14 protein-coding genes are annotated in these 17,382 nt (G+C 72.0%); 10 read left to right on the plus strand and 4 right to left on the minus strand.

Features of this window, described 5'->3' with window-relative positions; all coding sequences use genetic code 11:
• Positions 1-3: 3 nt before the first annotated feature.
• On the minus strand, positions 4-1,191 hold the full coding sequence (locus WFJ36_RS14885) for an MFS transporter (RefSeq protein ID WP_336643601.1): 1,188 nt from the start codon (positions 1,189-1,191) through the stop codon (positions 4-6).
• A 79-nt stretch (positions 1,192-1,270) separates the two neighbouring features.
• On the opposite strand from WFJ36_RS14885, the gene WFJ36_RS14890 reads away from it, so the two are divergent.
• The 7 genes from WFJ36_RS14890 (at position 1,271) to WFJ36_RS14920 (ending at position 7,538) form a co-directional block, all read left to right on the plus strand.
• Positions 1,271-2,524: a sensor histidine kinase gene (locus tag WFJ36_RS14890; RefSeq protein WP_071329256.1), complete on the plus strand. Its 1,254-nt coding sequence runs from the start codon at positions 1,271-1,273 to the stop codon at positions 2,522-2,524.
• Positions 2,521-3,210 (plus strand): response regulator transcription factor, encoded by a 690-nt coding sequence (locus tag WFJ36_RS14895; protein ID WP_336643602.1) that lies wholly within the window; start codon positions 2,521-2,523, stop codon positions 3,208-3,210. The genes WFJ36_RS14890 and WFJ36_RS14895 overlap by 4 nt, the downstream gene beginning before the upstream one ends.
• Before the next feature lie 86 nt (positions 3,211-3,296).
• Positions 3,297-3,434, plus strand: coding sequence for a hypothetical protein (locus WFJ36_RS14900; protein ID WP_336643603.1), 138 nt, complete (start codon positions 3,297-3,299; stop codon positions 3,432-3,434).
• A complete protein-coding gene (locus WFJ36_RS14905) occupies positions 3,431-4,249 on the plus strand; it encodes an SDR family oxidoreductase (protein WP_336643604.1) in 819 nt (272 codons plus the stop codon). The genes WFJ36_RS14900 and WFJ36_RS14905 overlap by 4 nt, the downstream gene beginning before the upstream one ends.
• Positions 4,250-4,286: 37 nt before the next feature.
• Entirely contained in the window at positions 4,287-5,468 is a 1,182-nt protein-coding gene (locus WFJ36_RS14910; protein WP_336643605.1) for a benzoate/H(+) symporter BenE family transporter, read from the plus strand.
• Between the two features lie 106 nt (positions 5,469-5,574).
• On the plus strand, positions 5,575-6,459 hold the full coding sequence (locus WFJ36_RS14915; protein WP_071329420.1) for an ABC transporter ATP-binding protein: 885 nt from the start codon (positions 5,575-5,577) through the stop codon (positions 6,457-6,459).
• Positions 6,456-7,538 (plus strand): ABC transporter permease, encoded by a 1,083-nt coding sequence (locus WFJ36_RS14920; protein WP_336643606.1) that lies wholly within the window; start codon positions 6,456-6,458, stop codon positions 7,536-7,538. The genes WFJ36_RS14915 and WFJ36_RS14920 overlap by 4 nt, the downstream gene beginning before the upstream one ends.
• Positions 7,539-7,622: 84 nt before the next feature.
• Here the strand turns inward: WFJ36_RS14920 and WFJ36_RS14925 are convergent, their stop codons facing one another.
• The gene (locus WFJ36_RS14925; protein ID WP_336643607.1) at positions 7,623-11,078 is read right to left on the minus strand and encodes a bifunctional proline dehydrogenase/L-glutamate gamma-semialdehyde dehydrogenase; all 3,456 of its coding nucleotides are present in this window, start codon (positions 11,076-11,078) and stop codon (positions 7,623-7,625) included.
• A 137-nt stretch (positions 11,079-11,215) separates the two neighbouring features.
• On the opposite strand from WFJ36_RS14925, the gene WFJ36_RS14930 reads away from it, so the two are divergent.
• Both WFJ36_RS14930 and WFJ36_RS14935 read left to right on the plus strand, forming a co-directional pair.
• Entirely contained in the window at positions 11,216-12,124 is a 909-nt protein-coding gene (locus WFJ36_RS14930; RefSeq protein ID WP_336643608.1) for a LysR family transcriptional regulator, read from the plus strand.
• Between the two features lie 104 nt (positions 12,125-12,228).
• On the plus strand, positions 12,229-12,816 hold the full coding sequence (locus tag WFJ36_RS14935; RefSeq protein WP_336643609.1) for a nitroreductase family protein: 588 nt from the start codon (positions 12,229-12,231) through the stop codon (positions 12,814-12,816).
• Between the two features lie 67 nt (positions 12,817-12,883).
• On the opposite strand, the gene WFJ36_RS14940 is transcribed toward WFJ36_RS14935, so the two are convergent.
• Together WFJ36_RS14940 and coaBC are read right to left on the minus strand one after the other, a co-directional pair.
• Entirely contained in the window at positions 12,884-15,097 is a 2,214-nt protein-coding gene (locus WFJ36_RS14940) for an ATP-dependent Clp protease ATP-binding subunit (protein ID WP_336643610.1), read from the minus strand.
• 85 nt (positions 15,098-15,182) lie between these two features.
• Positions 15,183-16,382 carry a bifunctional phosphopantothenoylcysteine decarboxylase/phosphopantothenate--cysteine ligase CoaBC gene (coaBC, locus tag WFJ36_RS14945; protein ID WP_336643611.1) on the minus strand — a complete coding sequence of 400 codons (1,200 nt, stop codon included), beginning with the start codon at positions 16,380-16,382 and terminating at the stop codon, positions 15,183-15,185.
• 93 nt (positions 16,383-16,475) lie between these two features.
• On the opposite strand from coaBC, the gene WFJ36_RS14950 reads away from it, so the two are divergent.
• A complete protein-coding gene (locus WFJ36_RS14950; protein WP_336643612.1) occupies positions 16,476-17,174 on the plus strand; it encodes an NRDE family protein in 699 nt (232 codons plus the stop codon).
• Positions 17,175-17,382: the final 208 nt, after the last annotated feature.

Raw genomic sequence — 17,382 nt, forward strand, 5'->3', positions numbered from 1 at the left:
CGGTCAGTCGGCCCCGTTCGGACGCGCCTCGGCACGCGGCGGTCGCAGCCCGAGGAGAGCCAGGGCGCCTGCCCCCGCCGTGAGCACCGCGATGACGCCAATCCCGACCGCCGGCACCGTCGCCGTCGCCACGGCCCCCGCGACGAGCGGGCCACCCGCGTCGCCCAGTTCCCGGCCCAGCTCCGCGCTGCCCATCGTGCGTCCCATGCGCTCCGCGGGCGTCGATGCCGCGAGGTGCGAGAACGCCACCGGCGTAGCCAGCCCCACCCCGGCGCCGACCAGCACGCCCGTGAGGCCCAGGACGACAGGCGTCACCCAGAGGGCCGAGAGGCCTATGCCCACGCCGATGAGAAGCAGCCCGCCGACCGCGCCGAGGCGGACCGAGAGCCGGCCGCGGTCGTGCGCCGACCCGACCAGCGGCTGCACGATGCTCGACACGACCGCCAGCACCGTGACGATCGCCATGCTGCCCACGGTGCCGAGTCCGGCCTCCCGTCCGAGCAGCGGGAGGAAGCCGACGGCCACGGCGAGCGCGCCGGTCGTCGCCGCCAGCACCAGCGTCGGGACGAGGAATCCCGGGGCGAGGAGCTCCCGTCCGAGGTCGACGAGGGTCACCCGTTTCCGCGGCAGCACCGGCACGGCCGGGACGGCGACCAGCACCCATCCGGCCGCGGCCAGCCCGAGGACGGCGAGCGCCGCGAACAGAGCCGGCAGACCGCCGGCCACCACGAGCACCGCGCCGAGCAGGGGGCCGAGCGCATATCCGAGACTCTTCCAGGATCCGTAGCGGCCGAAGAACCGGCCACGCGACGCCTCGTCCGTCAACCGCGCCACCGCGGCGGAGGAGGCCGGCGAGAACGCCGAAGCGGCCGCCCCCTGGCCGAAGCGCGCGATCACGAGGCCGATCATGCCCGGGACCAGCGCGCCGACCACCGAGAACGCGGCGAAGGCCAGCAGGCCGCCGACGACCACCGGGCGCACTCCGACCCGGTCGCTGAGCGCCCCGAAGAGCGGCTTGAGCAGCACCTCCGCGAGGTCGTACAGCGCGAGCGTGAAGCCGAACGCCAGCAGCGTCCAGCCGATGTCCTCGGTCTCGGCGCCCAGGGCGGCTGCGATGCCGTGCGCGCCGAACGCGGTGGTGAAGCCGGCGAGGTAGAGCGGTGCCAGGCGCGGGCGCGTCGAGGAGGTCACACCTGATCCTGGCAGACGCACCCTCCGCCTCCGTCGCGCGGGGGATGCCGTGCGACGACCCCCGCCCTACGGTGGAGGGATGGCCTTCACCCGGACGCCGACCCTGCGCGACCAGCGCGGCGACCTCCTCCTCGCGCTCGTCCTCTTCGTCGGCGCGATCCTCAGCGCGGCGCTCTCCTCCATCGCCCAGGTCTACGGCGACGAACAGGCTCCGCTGTGGACCGCCCTCGTCTACGCCGTCGTGGTGGCGGCGCCGCTCGGGTTCCGTCGGCGCTGGCCCGGCACCGTGGCCGTCGTGGTGTCGCTGGCGTACTTCACGGCGGTGACGGTCCGGGTACCGGAGATCTACGTCGGCAACATCGCGATGTTCATCGCGCTCTACACGGTCGGCGCCTGGATGAACGACCGCCGGAAGGCCCTGGTCGTCCGTGTCGCGATCATCGTCGGCATGTTCGTGTGGCTCCTCATCACCATGTACCGCGACGCCATCAGCGAGGCGGACAAGGCGGACGTCGTCGCCGGTGCCATGTCGCCCTATGTGGCCTTCATGCTCATCCAGATCCTCCTCAACGTCTTGTACTTCGGAGGGGCTTACTACTTCGGCGAGCGCTCCTGGGCGGCGGCGGAGCAGCGCACCGTGCTGGAGGAGCGCACCCGCGAACTGGAGCGCGAGCGCGAGGTCACGGCGGCGCAGGCGGTGGCACTCGACCGGGTGCGGATCGCCCGGGAGCTGCACGACGTCGTCGCCCACCACGTGTCGGTGATGGGGGTGCAGGCGGGCGCCGCGCGCCTCGTGCTCGAGAGCGATCCGGCCCAGTCGGCGCGCATCCTCTCCGGGATCGAGTCCTCCGCGCGGGACGCGATTCAGGAGCTGCGCCAACTGCTGGAGACGCTGCGGACTCCCGGCGGCGACACGACCGAGCCGGCGTCGACCGTCTCCCTCGACGACATCGCCGCCCTCGCGGAGGCATCGACCGAGGCCGGCCTCCCCACCGCGTACACCGTTATCGGCGATCCGGTGCCGGTGCCCTCGCTCGTCGCGGTGAACCTGTACCGGATCGCGCAGGAGTCGCTGACCAACGCCCGTCGGCACGCCGGGCCAGGGGCGACCGCGGACGTGCGCGTGCGCTACGACGACGACGGCGTGGAAGTCGAGGTCGTGAACACCGGCCGTGCCATCGCCCAGCTGCGTCCCGGCCTCGGCCAGCTCGGTATGCGGGAGCGCGCGGCGGCCTCTGGCGGCACGTTCGAGATCGCTCCCCGCGCGCCCGGCGGGGTGCGGGTGCGAGCGCGGGTGCCACTCGGCGCGCCCGTGCCGGAGGACGCCCGGTGACCGCGCCGATCCGGGTCCTCCTCGTCGACGACCACGCCCTCCTCCGCGCCGGTTTCCGCACGATCCTCGACACCCAGCCCGACATCACCGTCGTCGGCGAGGCCTCGACCGGGGCGGAGGCCGTCGCACAGGCCGCCGCCCTGCACCCTGATGTGATCACGATGGACGTGCAGATGCCCGACATAGACGGGATCGAGGCGACGCGACGTCTCGTGGCCGACCCCACGGTGAGCGCCGCGATCGCGATCGTGACGACGTTCGATCGCGACGACTACCTCTATCAGGCGCTCGAAGCCGGCGCGAGCGGATTCCTCCTCAAGAACGCGGGTGCCGAGGATCTCATCTCCGCGGTGCGCGCGCTCGCGGCCGGGGACGGCATGCTGGCGCCCGAGGTGACGCGCCGGGTCCTCACCCGCTTCGCCGGCACGACTCCGGAGACCGGCGCCGCTCCCGCTCGCGCGGTGGCGGAGGCGCCCACGGCCCGCGTCCTCGCCGAGCCGCTGACCGAGCGCGAGGCCGAGGTGCTGACCCTGCTCGCCGACGCCCGCAGCAACGCCGAGATCGCCCGCGCCCTGTTCATCGGGGAGGCTACCGTGAAGACCCACGTCTCCCGCATCCTGCAGAAGCTCGGTGCCAGGGACCGCGTGCAGGCCGTCGTGCTCGCGCATCGGATGGGGCTGGCCTGAGGGGATCAGCGCGGTTTCCGCGTAATGAACCGCCGTCCGTCCTCTCTCTTCAGGCGGAAGCTCCCGCGGACCACCTGAGGAAGAGGATGATCACGTCACCGTCGCACGACCCGAGAACGACCTCCGCGACCACCACCGGCGAGCCCCCTCGCCTCGCGCTCTACCGCGACCGCGGGACCGACCGTCCCCGCACCCTCGTCACGGTCGAGACGCCGGCCGCATGACCGCGCCGCGCTCCGTCTTCCTCACGGGCACGTCCACCGGGCTCGGCCGCGCCGCCGTCACGCTGTTCTCCGAACGCGGGTGGCGGGTGGTCGCGACCATGCGTGCGCCCGAACGCGAGCACGAGCTGGGCGCCCTGCCGGGCGTCGTCCTCAAGAAGCTCGACGTCGACGACCCCGACGCGATCACCGCCGTCGTCGCCGAGACGCTCGCGGAAGGCCCGATCGACGTCCTGTTCAACAACGCCGGCTACGGCCTGGTCGGCCCGTTCGAGGCGGCCTCCGACGAGCAGATCGTGCACAACCTCACGACGAACCTCCTCGGACCGATGCGCGTCGCCCAGGCGTTCATCCCCGCCTTCCGGGAGCGCGGCACCGGTGTGATCCTGACGACCACGTCGATCGGCGGCCTCGTCACCATGCCCTTCACCTCCGTCTATCACGCCGCGAAGTTCGGGGTGGAGGGCTGGAGCGAGAGCCTGTCGTACGAGCTCAAGCCCTTCGGCATCCGTGTCAAGACGCTCGCGCCGGGCGGCATCCGCACCGACTTCAGCGGCCGGAGCCTCGATCGGATGCACCACGAGGCGTACGCGGAGGCACTGGACACGGCCGCCGGCCGGTTCCTCGATCCGGCCAGGGACGCCACACGGTCGTCGGCGGAGGAGATCGCCAAGGTCGCGTACGACGCCGTCACCGACGGCAGCGACCGGATCACCTACCTCGCCGGGGTCGACGCCCAGGAGTACCACCGTCTCCGCGAGCGGCTGGGGCAGAGCGGCTACGTCTCCGAGGCCACCCGGCTCTTCTTCGGCGACTGAACCGATCGGGCGAGCACGCCGCGATACTCTCGGAGCCATGCCCGCCGCCGTCCCCGTGTCCCGTCCGATCGTCGCCGGGATCGTCACGGCGCTCGTGGGGTTCACGAGCTCCTTCGCGGTGGTGCTCACGGGCCTCGATGCCGTCGGCGCGTCGCCGGCGCAGGCGGCCAGCGGACTCCTCACCGTGAGCCTCGCGATGGGGCTCGCCTGCATCGTTCTGGCCTGGCGCTACCGGATGCCGATCACGGCCGCGTGGTCCACTCCCGGCGCCGCACTGCTCGTGGCGACCGGCAGCGTCGAGGGCGGCTGGCCCGCTGCCGTCGGAGCCTTCCTCGTGACCGCGGCCCTCATCCTCCTCACGGCGCTCTGGCCCGCGCTCGGAGCCCTGATCGCGCGGATCCCGCCGTCGATCGCCCAGGCCATGCTGGCGGGAGTGCTGCTGCCGCTCTGCCTCGCGCCGATCACGGGGGTGGTTGCGAACCCATGGGGCGTGCTCCCGGTGGTGCTGACCTGGCTGGTCTTCGCCCGGCTGGCTCCCCGATGGGCCGTGCCGCTGGCCTTCGTCGCCGCAGCAGTGGTCGTCGCCGTCTCGCTGGTCTCCGCGGGGACCCCGGTCGACCCGGCCGCCCTCCTGCCGCGGTTCGAGCTGACGATGCCCGCCTTCACGGTCGGGGCCCTGGTCGGCATCGCCCTGCCGCTGTTCATCGTGACCATGGCGTCGCAGAACGTGCCGGGTATCGCGATCATGCGCAGCTTCGGCTACGAGGTCCCGTGGCGTCCGGCGATGCTCGTGACCGGCCTCGGCACGACCCTCGGCGCTCCGGCGGGCGGGCACGCCATCAACCTCGCCGCCATCAGCGCGGCCCTCGCCGCGTCCCCCGACGCCGACCCCGACCCCGACCGGCGCTGGCTCGCCGGGGTCTCGACCGGGGCGTCCTACCTCGTGCTGGGCGCGTTCTCCGCCGCCTTCGCCACGCTCGTCGTGCTCGCCCCGACGGCGGTAATCCCGGCGGTCGCGGGGCTGGCGCTGTTCGGCGCCTTCGGCGCGGCCGTCCAGCAGGCGATCGACGACCCCGGCGAGCGCCTCCCCGCGGTCGTCACGTTCCTCGTCGCCGCCTCCGGCATCGCCGTGCTCGGGGTGAGCGCGGCGTTCTGGGCGCTGGTCGCCGGCCTGCTCGTGCGCACGGTGCTGCACGCCGGCCGTCCGCCCCGCGGCTGATCCGTGGCAGTCCGCCCTGCGGGGGATGCCCCACCCCGCCCGTGCTCAATAGCGTGAAGATCATGCGGATCACCATCGGACGGAGCACCACGACATGACCACCGGACTGCTGGAACTCTCCGGCATCACCAAGACCTACGGCAGCCGCCGGGTGCTGGACGACGTGTCGTTCACGGTCGCGCCGGGCCGGCTCACCGGTTTCGTCGGCGGCAACGGCGCCGGCAAGACCACGACCATGCGCATCATCCTCGGGCTGCTGTCGTCGGACGGCGGACGAGTCGACCTCGACGGGACGCCCCTCACCACCGCCGACCGCCGCCGCTTCGGCTACATGCCCGAGGAGCGCGGCCTGTACCCGAAGATGAAGGTGCGGGAGCAGATCGTCTACCTCGCCCGACTGCACGGGTTCAGCAAGCCGCAGGCGACGGAGCGGGCGACCGCGCTGCTCACGGAGCTCGGACTCGGCGAGCGCCTCGACGACACGATCGAGTCGCTGTCGCTGGGCAACCAGCAGCGGGCGCAGGTCGCCGCGTCGCTCGTGCACGACCCCGAGGTGCTGATCCTCGACGAGCCCTTCTCCGGCCTGGACCCCCTCGCGGTGGACGTCGTCGCCGGGGTCCTGCAGGCCAGCGCAGCCCGCGGCGCGTCCATCCTCTTCTCCTCTCACCAGCTCGACGTGGTCGAGCGTCTCTGCGACGACCTCGTCATCCTCGCCGGGGGCACCATCCGTGCCGCCGGTTCCCGGGACGGCCTCCGCGCCGAGCACGCCCGCGACCGGTACGAGCTCATCTCCGCGGGCGACGCCGGGTGGCTGCGCACCGAGCCCGGGGTCACGGTCGTCGACTTCGAAGGGGGGTACGCCCTCTTCGACGCGGACGGCCCCGAGACCGCCCAGCGCGTGCTGCAGTCGGCGGTCGCGCGCGGCGACGTCGCGAGCTTCGCCCCCAAGCATCCCTCCCTCGCCCAGATCTTCAAGGAGGTCATCCAGTGAACGCCTCGACCCCCGCACGGAACGGGATCTGGCTGGTCGCCGAGCGGGAGATCGGCTCCAAGCTCCGCAGCAAGGCGTTCCTGATCTCGACCGGCATCCTGCTCGTCCTCGCCCTCGCCGGCGTGCTGTTCGGCGGCTTCGCGAGTCAGAACACCGACGCCATGCCCGTCGCGGTGACCGCGGAGACCACGGGCGCCGTCTCCGCGCTGCCCGACGTCGAGGTGACCGAGGTCGCTTCCCGCGCCGAGGCCGAGGAGCTGGTGCGCGACGGCGACGTCGACGCGGCGGTGCTCCCGGGCGACAACGCCGCGGGCTACACGATCGTCGCCCTGGAGGATGCGCCCTCATCGCTCGTGTCCGCGCTGTCGCTGTCCCCCGAGGTCGAGATCCTCGAACCGGTCACCACCAACCCGCTGCTGCGCTACTTCATCGCGATCGCCTTCGGGCTCGTGTTCATGATGGCCGCGGCGACCTTCGGCGGCACCATCGCGCAGAGCGTGGTCGAGGAGAAGCAGACCCGGGTCGTGGAGGTGCTGCTGTCGGCGATCCCGGCGCGCACGCTGCTCGCCGGCAAGGTGATCGGCAACACGGTGCTCGCGATGGGACAGATCCTCGCCCTCGCGGCCGTCGCCACGATCGGCCTCATCGTGACGGGTCAGCGGGAGGTGCTGACCACCCTCGGCGCCCCCATCATCTGGTTCGCGGTGTTCTTCCTGTTCGGATTCATCCTGCTCGCGGCGATGTTCGCGGCGGCGGCCTCCATGGTCTCCCGGCAGGAGGACATCGGCGCGACGACGACCCCCATCACGATGCTGATCATGGCGCCGTACGTGCTGGTGATCGTGTTCAACGACAACCCGCTGGTGCTGACCATCATGTCCTACGTGCCGTTCTCGGCTCCGGTCGGCATGCCCATGCGTCTCTTCGTCGGGGAGGCGCAGTGGTGGGAGCCGCTCCTGAGCCTCGCGATCCTCCTGGCGAGCTGCGTCGCGGCGATCGTCATCGGCGCAAAGATCTACGAGAACTCCCTGCTCCGGATGGGCTCGCGCGTGAAGCTCGTGGAGGCTCTGCGCGGCTGATCCCGAGACCCCGCTTTCGCGCCGAGACCCCCTGCTGCACGCGTGTGCAGCAGGGGGTCTCGACGTGTCCCCGGGGTCTCGGCGTCAGAGGAGGCCGTCGGAGAGGGTGGTGGGGTTGCCGAAGCGGTGGTTGGTGATCGACACGGCCTGCTCGTGCAGGAACGGGAGCATCTCGACCCGGCCCGCTCCGGTCACGGCGTGCGACCACACCGCGACGTCGGGGCTGCCGTCGAGGGCCGTGTGCAGCGCGGCGGCATCGCCACCGACGAGCCGCACCCGCTGCCACGACCGGGCGCCCTTCGCGTAGCGCTTGGTCCACGCGGCATCGGACTCGGTCTTCACGCTCACGCCCTGGGCCTTGAGCGCCTTCTCCACGCGGGACGGCAGCGACGCGGCCGACACGGTGAACGGACTGCCGCTGCGCAGGGCGGCGGCGAGCACCCGGACCCCCTCGGCCAACGGCGCGTCCTCGGCGATGCGCACATCGACGGCCACCGGACGGTACCGGAACACGTTGCGCTCGACGCCGAGTCCGGACTTGTCGCTCACGGCGCCGAACTCGTCGATCCACGCGCGCTCATCGGCGGCCGCGGCGCGGTGCAGCCACTCGATGCCCACGGGGTCGAGCTCGGGAGCAGCCGCCTCCAGCAGCCCGGTCACGGCGGGGGTCACCGCCGCCCCCGGAGCCGCGGCGGGCAGCTCGCCCGCACGCCACTCGCCCAGACCGAAGAGGTAGTTCGGGCCGCCGGCCTTGGCTCCGGCGCCCACGGCCGAGCGCTTCCACCCGCCGAACGGCTGACGCTGCACGATGGCGCCGGTGATGCCCCGATTCACGTACAGGTTGCCGGCCTCGACACGGTCCAGCCAGGTCGCGACCTCGGCGGAGTCCAGCGAGTGCAGCCCCGCGGTGAGGCCGTAGTCGACGGCGTTCTGCAGCCGGATGGCTTCGTCGAGGTCCTTCGCGTGCATGATGCCGAGCACGGGTCCGAAGAACTCGGTCAGGTGGAAGTACGAGCCCTCGCGCACGCCGGTCTTCACCCCCGGGGTCCACTGCTTCCCCTCGTCGTCGAGCTTCCGGGGCTCCACGAGCCAGCGCTCGCCCTTGTCGAGCGTGGTGAGCGCGGTGAGGAGCTTGCCGTTCGCGGGCTCGATGATCGGCCCCATCTGCGTGGCGGGGTCATCGGGCAGCCCGACGCGCATCGAGGTGACCGCGTCCACGAGCTGCCGCTCGAAGCGCTTCGAGTCGGCCACCGACCCGACGAGGATCGCCAGCGACGCGGCCGAGCACTTCTGCCCGGCGTGGCCGAACGCGCTGCGGGCGACGTCGGCGGCCGCGAGGTCGAGGTCGGCCGACGGCGTCACGATGATGGCGTTCTTGCCGCTGGTCTCGGCCAGCAGCGGCAGGTCGGCGCGGAAGGAGCGGAAGAGCTGCGCGGTCTCGTAGGCCCCGGTGAGGATGACCCGGTCGACCTGGGGGCTCGCGACCAGGCGGGTGCCGAGGTCGCGGGCGGCGAGGTCGACGAGGGCGAGCAGATCGCGCGGGACGCCCGCGGCCCACAGCGCCTCGACCATCACGGCACCGCACCGCTGGGTGAGCTTCGCGGGCTTGATGATCACTCCGGATCCGGAGGCGAGGCCGGCGAGCACACCGCCGGCGGGGATCGCCACGGGGAAGTTCCACGGCGGCGTGACCACGGTCACCTTCGACGGCACGAACTCGGCGCCGGGGATGGCCTCGAGATCCTTCGCCCGCTCCGCGTAGTAGTGCGCGAAGTCGATCGCCTCGCTGACCTCGGGGTCGGCCTCCGCGATGGTCTTGCCGGCCTCGTGCGCCATGGTCTCCAGCAGCTCGCCGCGGCGGGCGGCCAGCTCATCGCCCGCACGGTGCAGGACGGCGGCGCGCTCGGCGGCGGGGAGCGCCGCCCACCTCTCGGCGGCGGAGGTCGCGGCGGCGAACACGGCGTCCAGCTCGGCGTCGGTCTCGATGCGGGCGGCCGCGATCGCGTCCCGGCCGAGCGTCGACGACACCGAGCGCTGCAGGATCTCCCGGCCCCACGCGCGGTTCGCGGCGAGCGCCGGATCGGTGTCGGGCTCGTTCGCGAAGCCGTCCGTGGTGCCGGCAGGGCGCGGGGCCGTGCGGTCCTGCGTGCGGTTCGGGGCCGGTACCGACGGGTCGGCGACGAGCGCGGCGAGAGAGCGCTCGAAGCGCTCCCGCTCGCGGGTGAGCAGGGTCGGGTTCGACGCCAGCTCGAACACGGCGGACATGAAGTTCTCGGGGCTCGCGTTCTCCTCGAGGCGCCGCACGAGGTACGCGATCGCGACATCGAACTCCGCCGGGTTCACGACCGGCGTGTAGAGCAGGAGGCGGCCGACGTCCTTGCGGACGGCCTCGGCCTGCCCGGTCGCCATGCCGAGCAGCATCTCGTACTCCACGGCCTCGGTCACACCGCGGGCCTTCGCGAGCAGCCAGGTGTAGGCGATGTCGAAGAGGTTGTGACCGGCGACGCCGATGCGCACGGCGTCGAGCCGCTCGGGCGTCATCGCCCAGTCGAGCACGCGCTTGTAGTTCGTGTCGGAGTCCTGCTTGGTGCCGTAGGTCGCGAGCGGCCAGCCGTGCACCTTCGCGTCGACCTCCTCCATCGCGAGGTTCGCGCCCTTGACCACGCGCACCTTGATCGGCGCTCCGCCCTTGGCGCGGCGTGCGGCGGCCCACTCCTGGAGACGCTGCATGGCGCCGAGCGCATCGGGGAGGTACGCCTGCAGCACGATGCCGGCCTCGAGGTCTTCCAGGCCGGGCTGGTCGAGGATGCTCGTGAAGGCCGCGATCGTGAGGTCGAGATCGCGGTACTCCTCCATGTCGAGGTTGATGAACTTCTGGGTGCCGGTGCGGGCGCCCTTCGCCTCGGCCTTCGCCGCGAGCCGGTACAGCGGGGTGAGCTTCTCGACGACGTCGGCGACGGCCTCGTCGAACGACCACATGGAGAGCTGGCTGACGACGCTCGAGACCTTGATCGAGACGTAGTCGACGTCCGGACGGGCGAGGAAGTCGTACGTGCCCTGCAGTCGGCGGCCCGCCTCGCGCTCGCCGAGCACGGCCTCGCCGAGGAGGTTCAGGTTCAGACGGTTGCCGGTCTTGCGGAGCTTGGCGATCGCGGGGCCGAGCTTGGACGGCGTGGCGTCGAGCACGAGGTGGCCCACCATGGCCCGCAGCACGCGCCGCGAGATCGGGACGACGACGTTCGGGAGCTTCGGCGCCCAGAACCCACCGGCCTTGATGGCGGCACGGAGGTAGCCGGGCAGCAGCGTGGGCGTGATGTCGGAGAGCTCGGCGAGCTTGCGGCCGGCGACCCGCAGATCCTCCGGACGCATGACGCCGTCGACGAAGCCGACCGTGAAGGCGAGGCCGTTCGGATCCTTGAGCACTTCGGAGAGGCGCTGGGCTGCGGGCTCGACCGGGTGGGTCTCGCTCTCGGCGAGCCAGCGCTGCACGAGCGCGGCGACCTCTTCGGTGCGGGGGGTGGTGTCGTCGATGACGGTCATGAAGCGGGGTACCTTCCTCGGCCTCGCACACCCGGGTGTCGTGTGCGGCTGGATCATTGTCCAGCCGGTCGGTAGGCTCCGTCTATCAACCGATTCGAGTGGATTCTGTTCACTCGTCCCGAACGATCGGAACGGCCGTGCTCGACGTCCATCGCCTGCGTCTGCTCGTGGAGCTGTCGCGTCGCGGGACCCTCTCCGCCGTGGCGGATGCGCTGTCCTACAGCAAGGCCTCCGTGTCCCAGCAGCTCGCCGCGCTCGAGCGTGATGTCGGGGTGCCGCTGCTGCGTCGGGTCGGTCGCGGCGTGCAGTTCACGCCGCAGGGGACCGTCCTGGTGGCCGAGGCCATCGGCATCCTCGATCAGCTCGAGCACGCCCAGGTCGCCGTCGCCGAATCGCTCACCGAGGTGACCGGCACCGTGCGCCTCGCGGTGTTCCAGTCCACCGCGCACTCCCTGCTGCCCCGCGCCCTCGCAGCCCTCGGCGAGCGCCACCCCGCCCTGCGCGTCGAGGTGACCGAGCGCGACCCGGAGTCCGGCCTGGTCGGCGTCTCCAGCCGCGACTACGACCTCATCCTCGCGGAGCAGTATCCGGGCCACACGCGCCCCATCCACGCCGATCTCGACCGCGTGGTGCTCGCGCATGACGCCATCGCCCTCGCCCGGCGCCCGGGAGCGTCGGAAGCCGCCGATCCCGTGGCCGCCCTGTGGGCGACCCGCGCCGAGCCGTGGGTGCTCGAACCCGCCGGGACCGCCTCCCGCGCGTGGGCCGAGCAGCTCTGCCGCACCGCCGGGTTCGAGCCCGACGTGCGCTTCGAGCTGGCCGACCTCACCGCGCACGTCCGGCTCATCCACGCGGGACTCGCGGTCGGGCTGCTCCCCGAGCTCGTGTGGGCGGGCGACACCCCGACGGTCGACCTGGCACCACTGCCGCAGGAACCGCGCCGGGAGATCTTCTCCTCCGCGCGGCGGGTCTCCGCGGACGCCCCGTCGATCCGCGCCGTCCGCGCCGCGCTCGCCGACGCCGCCTCCCGCAACCTCCTGGACTGACGCCGCTCGGATCTCCGGGAATATGCATGCACATGCATCGGTTCATCCCCCGTGTACGCGGACGACGGTGTCCGACCCCCCCACCCCGTCCGAAAGGCACTTCCGTGAGCACTCCCGTCATCGACCGCACCGCCCCGACCGAGCACCCCGTCCTCGACGTCCTCGCCGGCCGCTGGAGCCCCCGCGCATACGACGCGCAGCACCCGATCGACGAGGCCAAGCTCGCCACCGCCCTCGAGGCCGCACGCTGGAGCCCGTCCGCCAACAACATCCAGCCCTGGCGCTTCATCGTCGCCCGCCGCGGCACTGCCCTGCACGCCCAGATCGTCGACGCGCTGATGGGCTTCAACCAGGCCTGGGCCGGCAACGCGGCCGTCCTCGTCGTCGCGATCGCCGAGACCGCGACCGCCGACGGCACGCCGATCAGCCACGCGTTCTACGACCTCGGCCAGGCCGTGGCGCACTTCTCCGTGCAGGCCCACCACGACGGCCTCGTCGTGCACCAGATGAGCGGCTTCGACCCCGAGGTCGTCCGCGAGTTCGCCGACCTGGACGCCCGTTTCGCCCCCGCCACCGTCATCGCCGTCGGCGAGTTCGGCGACATCGAGGCTCTGCCGGAGGTGCTGCAGGAGCGCGAGGTCGCCCCGCGCGTGCGCCGTCCGATCGCGGAGACGGTCGTCCTCAGCGCCTGAGCATCGACACGCGAAAGGCCCGGCAGGCGTCACGCCTACCGGGCCTTTCGTCGTCTCCCGATCCCGATCAGTCGTCGAGCAGCTCGGCCTCGATCACGTCGTCCTCGTCCTCGGGCTCCGGCTCCGGGGTGGTCGCGGTGAGCACGAGGCCCGTGCCGTCGGCAGCCACGTCCACGCGGACGGTGTCACCGTCGTGCACGCCGCCCGAGAGGAGGGCGGTCGCCAGCTTGTTCTGCACCTCGGCCTGGATGAGGCGCCGCAGCGGGCGGGCGCCGAACACCGGGTCGTAGCCGCGCTCGGCCAGCCACGACCGCGCCCCGGGAGTGACCGCGAGCGTGAGGCGACGGTCGCGCAGCCGGTCGTGCAGCTGGTCGACCGACAGCTCCACGATCTGCGCGAGGTCGTCTTCGGTGAGCGCCTGGAACATCACGATGTCGTCGAGACGGTTGAGGAACTCGGGCCGGAACGCCTGGCGCACGAGTGCCATCACCTGCTCCCGCTTCTCCTCCACGGAGAGCACGGGGTCGATGAGGATCGGCGAGCCCAGATTGGAGGTCAGGATGAGGATCACGTTCGAGAAGTCGACCGTGCGCCCCTGCCCGTCGGTCAGCCGCCCGTCGTCGAGCACCTGCAGCAGCACGTCGAACACCTCGGGGTGCGCCTTCTCGACCTCGTCGAGCAGGATCACGCTGTACGGACGACGCCGCACGGCCTCGGTGAGCTGACCGCCCTGCTCGTAGCCGACATACCCGGGAGGGGCACCGACGAGTCGCGAGACCGAGTGCTTCTCGCCGTACTCCGACATGTCGATGCGCACCATGGCGTGCTCGTCGTCGAAGAGGAACTGCGCGAGCGCCTTGGCCAGCTCGGTCTTGCCGACACCGGTCGGGCCGAGGAACAGGAACGAGCCGGTGGGACGACCGGGATCGCTGATGCCCGCACGCGAGCGGCGCACCGCGTCGGACACCGACTTGACGGCGTCCTTCTGTCCGATGAGGCGCTTGCCGAGCTCGTTCTCCAGATGCAGGAGCTTCTCGCTCTCCCCCTGCAGCAGCCGCCCGACCGGGATGCCGGTCCAGGCCGCGATCACGGCTGCGATGTCTTCCTCGGTGACCTGCTCGTTCACCATGCGCGGCTCGCTCGAGGCGGTGGCCTCGGCCTGCTCGGCCTCGGCGATGTCGCGCTCCAGGCGCTTGATCGTCTCGTACTCGAGCTTCGACGCCTTCGTGTAGTCGGCGTTGCGCATGGCGAGGTCGCGCTGGGTAATCGCGTCGTCGAGCTGCTTCTTCAGCTCCCCGACCCGGTTCAGGCCCTGCCGCTCCCGCGCCCACCGCGCTTCGAGTCCGGCGAGCTCCTTCTCGAGCTCGACGAGGTGCTCGCGGAGGGTGCCGAGGCGCTCCTTGGACGCGGCGTCCTTCTCCCGCTTGAGCGCGAGCTCCTCCAGCTTGAGCCGGTCGACCTGACGCTTGAGCTGGTCGATCTCGACGGGAGAGGAGTCGATCTCCATCTTCAGGCGCGACATCGACTCGTCGATCAGGTCGATGGCCTTGTCCGGCAGCTGCCGCGCGGGCAGATACCGGTTGGAGAGGGAGGCCGCGGCCACGAGCGCACTGTCGGAGATGGTCACCCCGTGGTGCGCCTCGTACCGCCCCTTGAGCCCGCGGAGGATCGCGATCGTGTCCTCGACCGTCGGCTCGCCGACGTACACCTGCTGGAAGCGCCGCTCGAGGGCGGCGTCCTTCTCGATGAACTCGCGGTACTCGTTGAGCGTGGTGGCGCCGATGAGCCGCAGCTCGCCGCGCGCCAGCATCGGCTTGAGCATGTTCGAGGCCGCGACAGACCCCTCGCCTCCGCCTGCGCCCATGAGCACGTGCAGCTCGTCGATGAACGTGATGACCTGGCCGTCCGACTCGGTGATCTCCTTGAGCACCTGCTTCAGGCGCTCCTCGAACTGGCCGCGGTACATCGCACCCGCGACAAGCGCGGAGATGTCGAGCGAGACGAGCTCCTTGTCCTTGAGGGACTCGGCGACATCGCCCGCGACGATGCGCTGCGCGAGGCCTTCGACCACCGCGGTCTTGCCGACGCCGGGCTCACCGATCAGCACCGGGTTGTTCTTGGTGCGGCGGGTGAGCACCTGGCTGACGCGCCGGATCTCACTGTCCCGTCCGATGACGGGGTCGAGCTTGCCCTCCCGGGCGCGGTCGGTCAGGTTGATGCCGAACTGCTCGAGGGCGGACTGCTGTTCCTGGTTCGGGGATCCGGTCTGCGGGGTGGTCATGCGCTCCTCCTGGAGATGCTCCTTCTGAAAGTTGAGTTTGGTTGACTCAAGTTTAGCATTCGGCGGTGCGCGGCTCCACCACCTCTCACCTCTCGCGGGCGACCTCGTCCCAGACGGCCGCCGCCACCTCGCGCTTGGTCCCGGCCGCGCTCCGTGCCAGGGCTCCTCCGCGACCGAGGATGTGCACGGCGTTCTCGCCGCATTCGAACCCCTGCTCCCAGCCGACCTCGTTCACCACCAGCAGGTCGACCCCCTTGCGCTCCTGCTTGCCGCGTGCGCGGGCGAGCAGCTCGGCCTCGTCCTCCGGGGTCTCCGCCGCGAACGCGACGATGAGCTGCCCCTCGCTCCGCGCCTCGACGAGCGCGGCGACGATGTCCTCGTTCTCGACGAGTTCGATCGTGCCGACGCCGCCGCGGTCCTTGGTGAGCTTGCGGGCGGAGATCTCGACCGGGCGATAGTCGGCCACCGCCGCCGCCATCAGCACGACGTCGGCCGCCGCGGACTCCTCCTTCATCGCCGCGGACAGCTCGGCCGCCGTGCCGACCCGGACGATCCGGATGTGCGGGTGGTGGGCCTCCGCGAGCACGTCCCCGGAGACGTTCGCCGCGACGAGCGTCACCTCCGCGCCGCGTGCGGCCGCCTCCGCCGCGAGCGCGACTCCCTGGCGGCCGCTGCTCCGGTTGCCGAGGAAGCGCACCGGATCGATGGGTTCCCTCGTCCCACCCGCCGAGACGACGACCCGCACGCCTCCGAGGTCGCCCGGCGTGATCAGCGCCTGGGCGGCGGCGAGGATCTCCTCCGGCTCGACCATGCGACCGGGGCCGCTGTCGCCGCCGGCCAGCTCGCCGTCGGCCGGTCCGACCACGTGCACGCCCCGCTCCCGGAGCGTCGCCATGTTCGCCTGCGTGGCCGGGTTCCGCCACATCTCCGCGTGCATCGCGGGCGCGACGAGCACCGGAGCCTCGGTCGCGAGCAGCGTCGTGCCGAGGAGATCGTCGGCCAGGCCCGCGGCCATCTTCGCGAGGGAGTTCGCCGTGGCCGGGGCGATCACGACGAGGTCGGCCCCCTGCCCCAGGGCCACGTGCCGGACGCGGGCGACGTCCTCATGCACGCTCGTCGTCACCGGGTGCCGGCTCAGCGCCTCCCACGTGGGCAGACCCACGAAGCGCAGGGCATCTTCCGTGGGCACGACGGTCACGTCATGCCCGGCCTTGATGAGCAGGCGCACGAGGTGCACCGTCTTGTACGCGGCGATGCCGCCCGTGACTCCGACGACGATGTTCACGCCTCGATTCTGCCCCAGGGTATGGACGCCCGGGTCGTCGCGCACGGATCCGACCTCGGCCGCCTCGGCCGACCTCAACCTAGACTCGGAGGCGTGTGCACGGTGGTGATCGATGTCGAGGCTGCGGGATCCGCGCGGCTGCTGGCCGTCCGCGACGAGGACCCGGCCCGGGAGTGGGACGCCCTGGGCGAGTGGTGGCCCGAGGAGTATCCGGGGGTGATCGGCATCCGCGACCGCCGCGCCGGTGGGGCGTGGCTCGCCGTGAACCCCGCCGAACGACGCCTCGCCGTGCTCCTCAACCGCGCCGACGTGCAGGACCTCTCCGCGACCGCGGCCGTCTCCCGCGGCACCCTTCCGCTCGCCGCGGTCACCGGTCGCTCTCCGCAGGGCGTGCCGCCGATGCATGGCTTCAATCTGCTCGAGGTCGGTCCGGAGGGCGCGCGAGTGCTCTCGTGGGACGGTGCCGAGCTGCGGGAGACCCCGATCGAGCCCGGGACGCACATGATCGCCCACGACGACCTCGACGACGAGGAGACCCCGCGCATCGCCGCGTGGCTCCCGGAGTTCCGGGCGCTCGGGCCCGCCGCGGCGAGCGCCGACTGGACGGCCGAGTGGACCGCTCTCCTCGGATCCTCGGCGGCCCTGCCCCCGGAAGACGACCGCGCCATCATCCGCGACAACCGCCCGCACGGCTACCCGACGCAGTCCCTCCTCTACGCGGTCGCCACGGTCACGCCCGCCGGGGTCGACGTCCGCGACGTCACCCTCCCCTCCCCCGCCCACTGGCACTGACCCCCTCTTCCTCCCCCCTCCGCCCCTCCGCCCCTCCGCCACTCGCGCCGCGGGATCAAAACCGCTCCCCCCACCCCCGCCTGCGGTCCCTTTCTGATCCCGCCCGCCCCGCCGCATCCCGCGCAGGATCGAAAACGCACCCGACCGCCCATCCCGCGGGGCCTTTCTGATCCCGCACCGATGCGGGCGCCCGCGCCCTCGGTTCGAC

Source organism: Microbacterium sp. MMO-113 (assembly GCF_037148555.1).
In the GTDB taxonomy this organism is placed as follows: domain Bacteria; phylum Actinomycetota; class Actinomycetes; order Actinomycetales; family Microbacteriaceae; genus Microbacterium.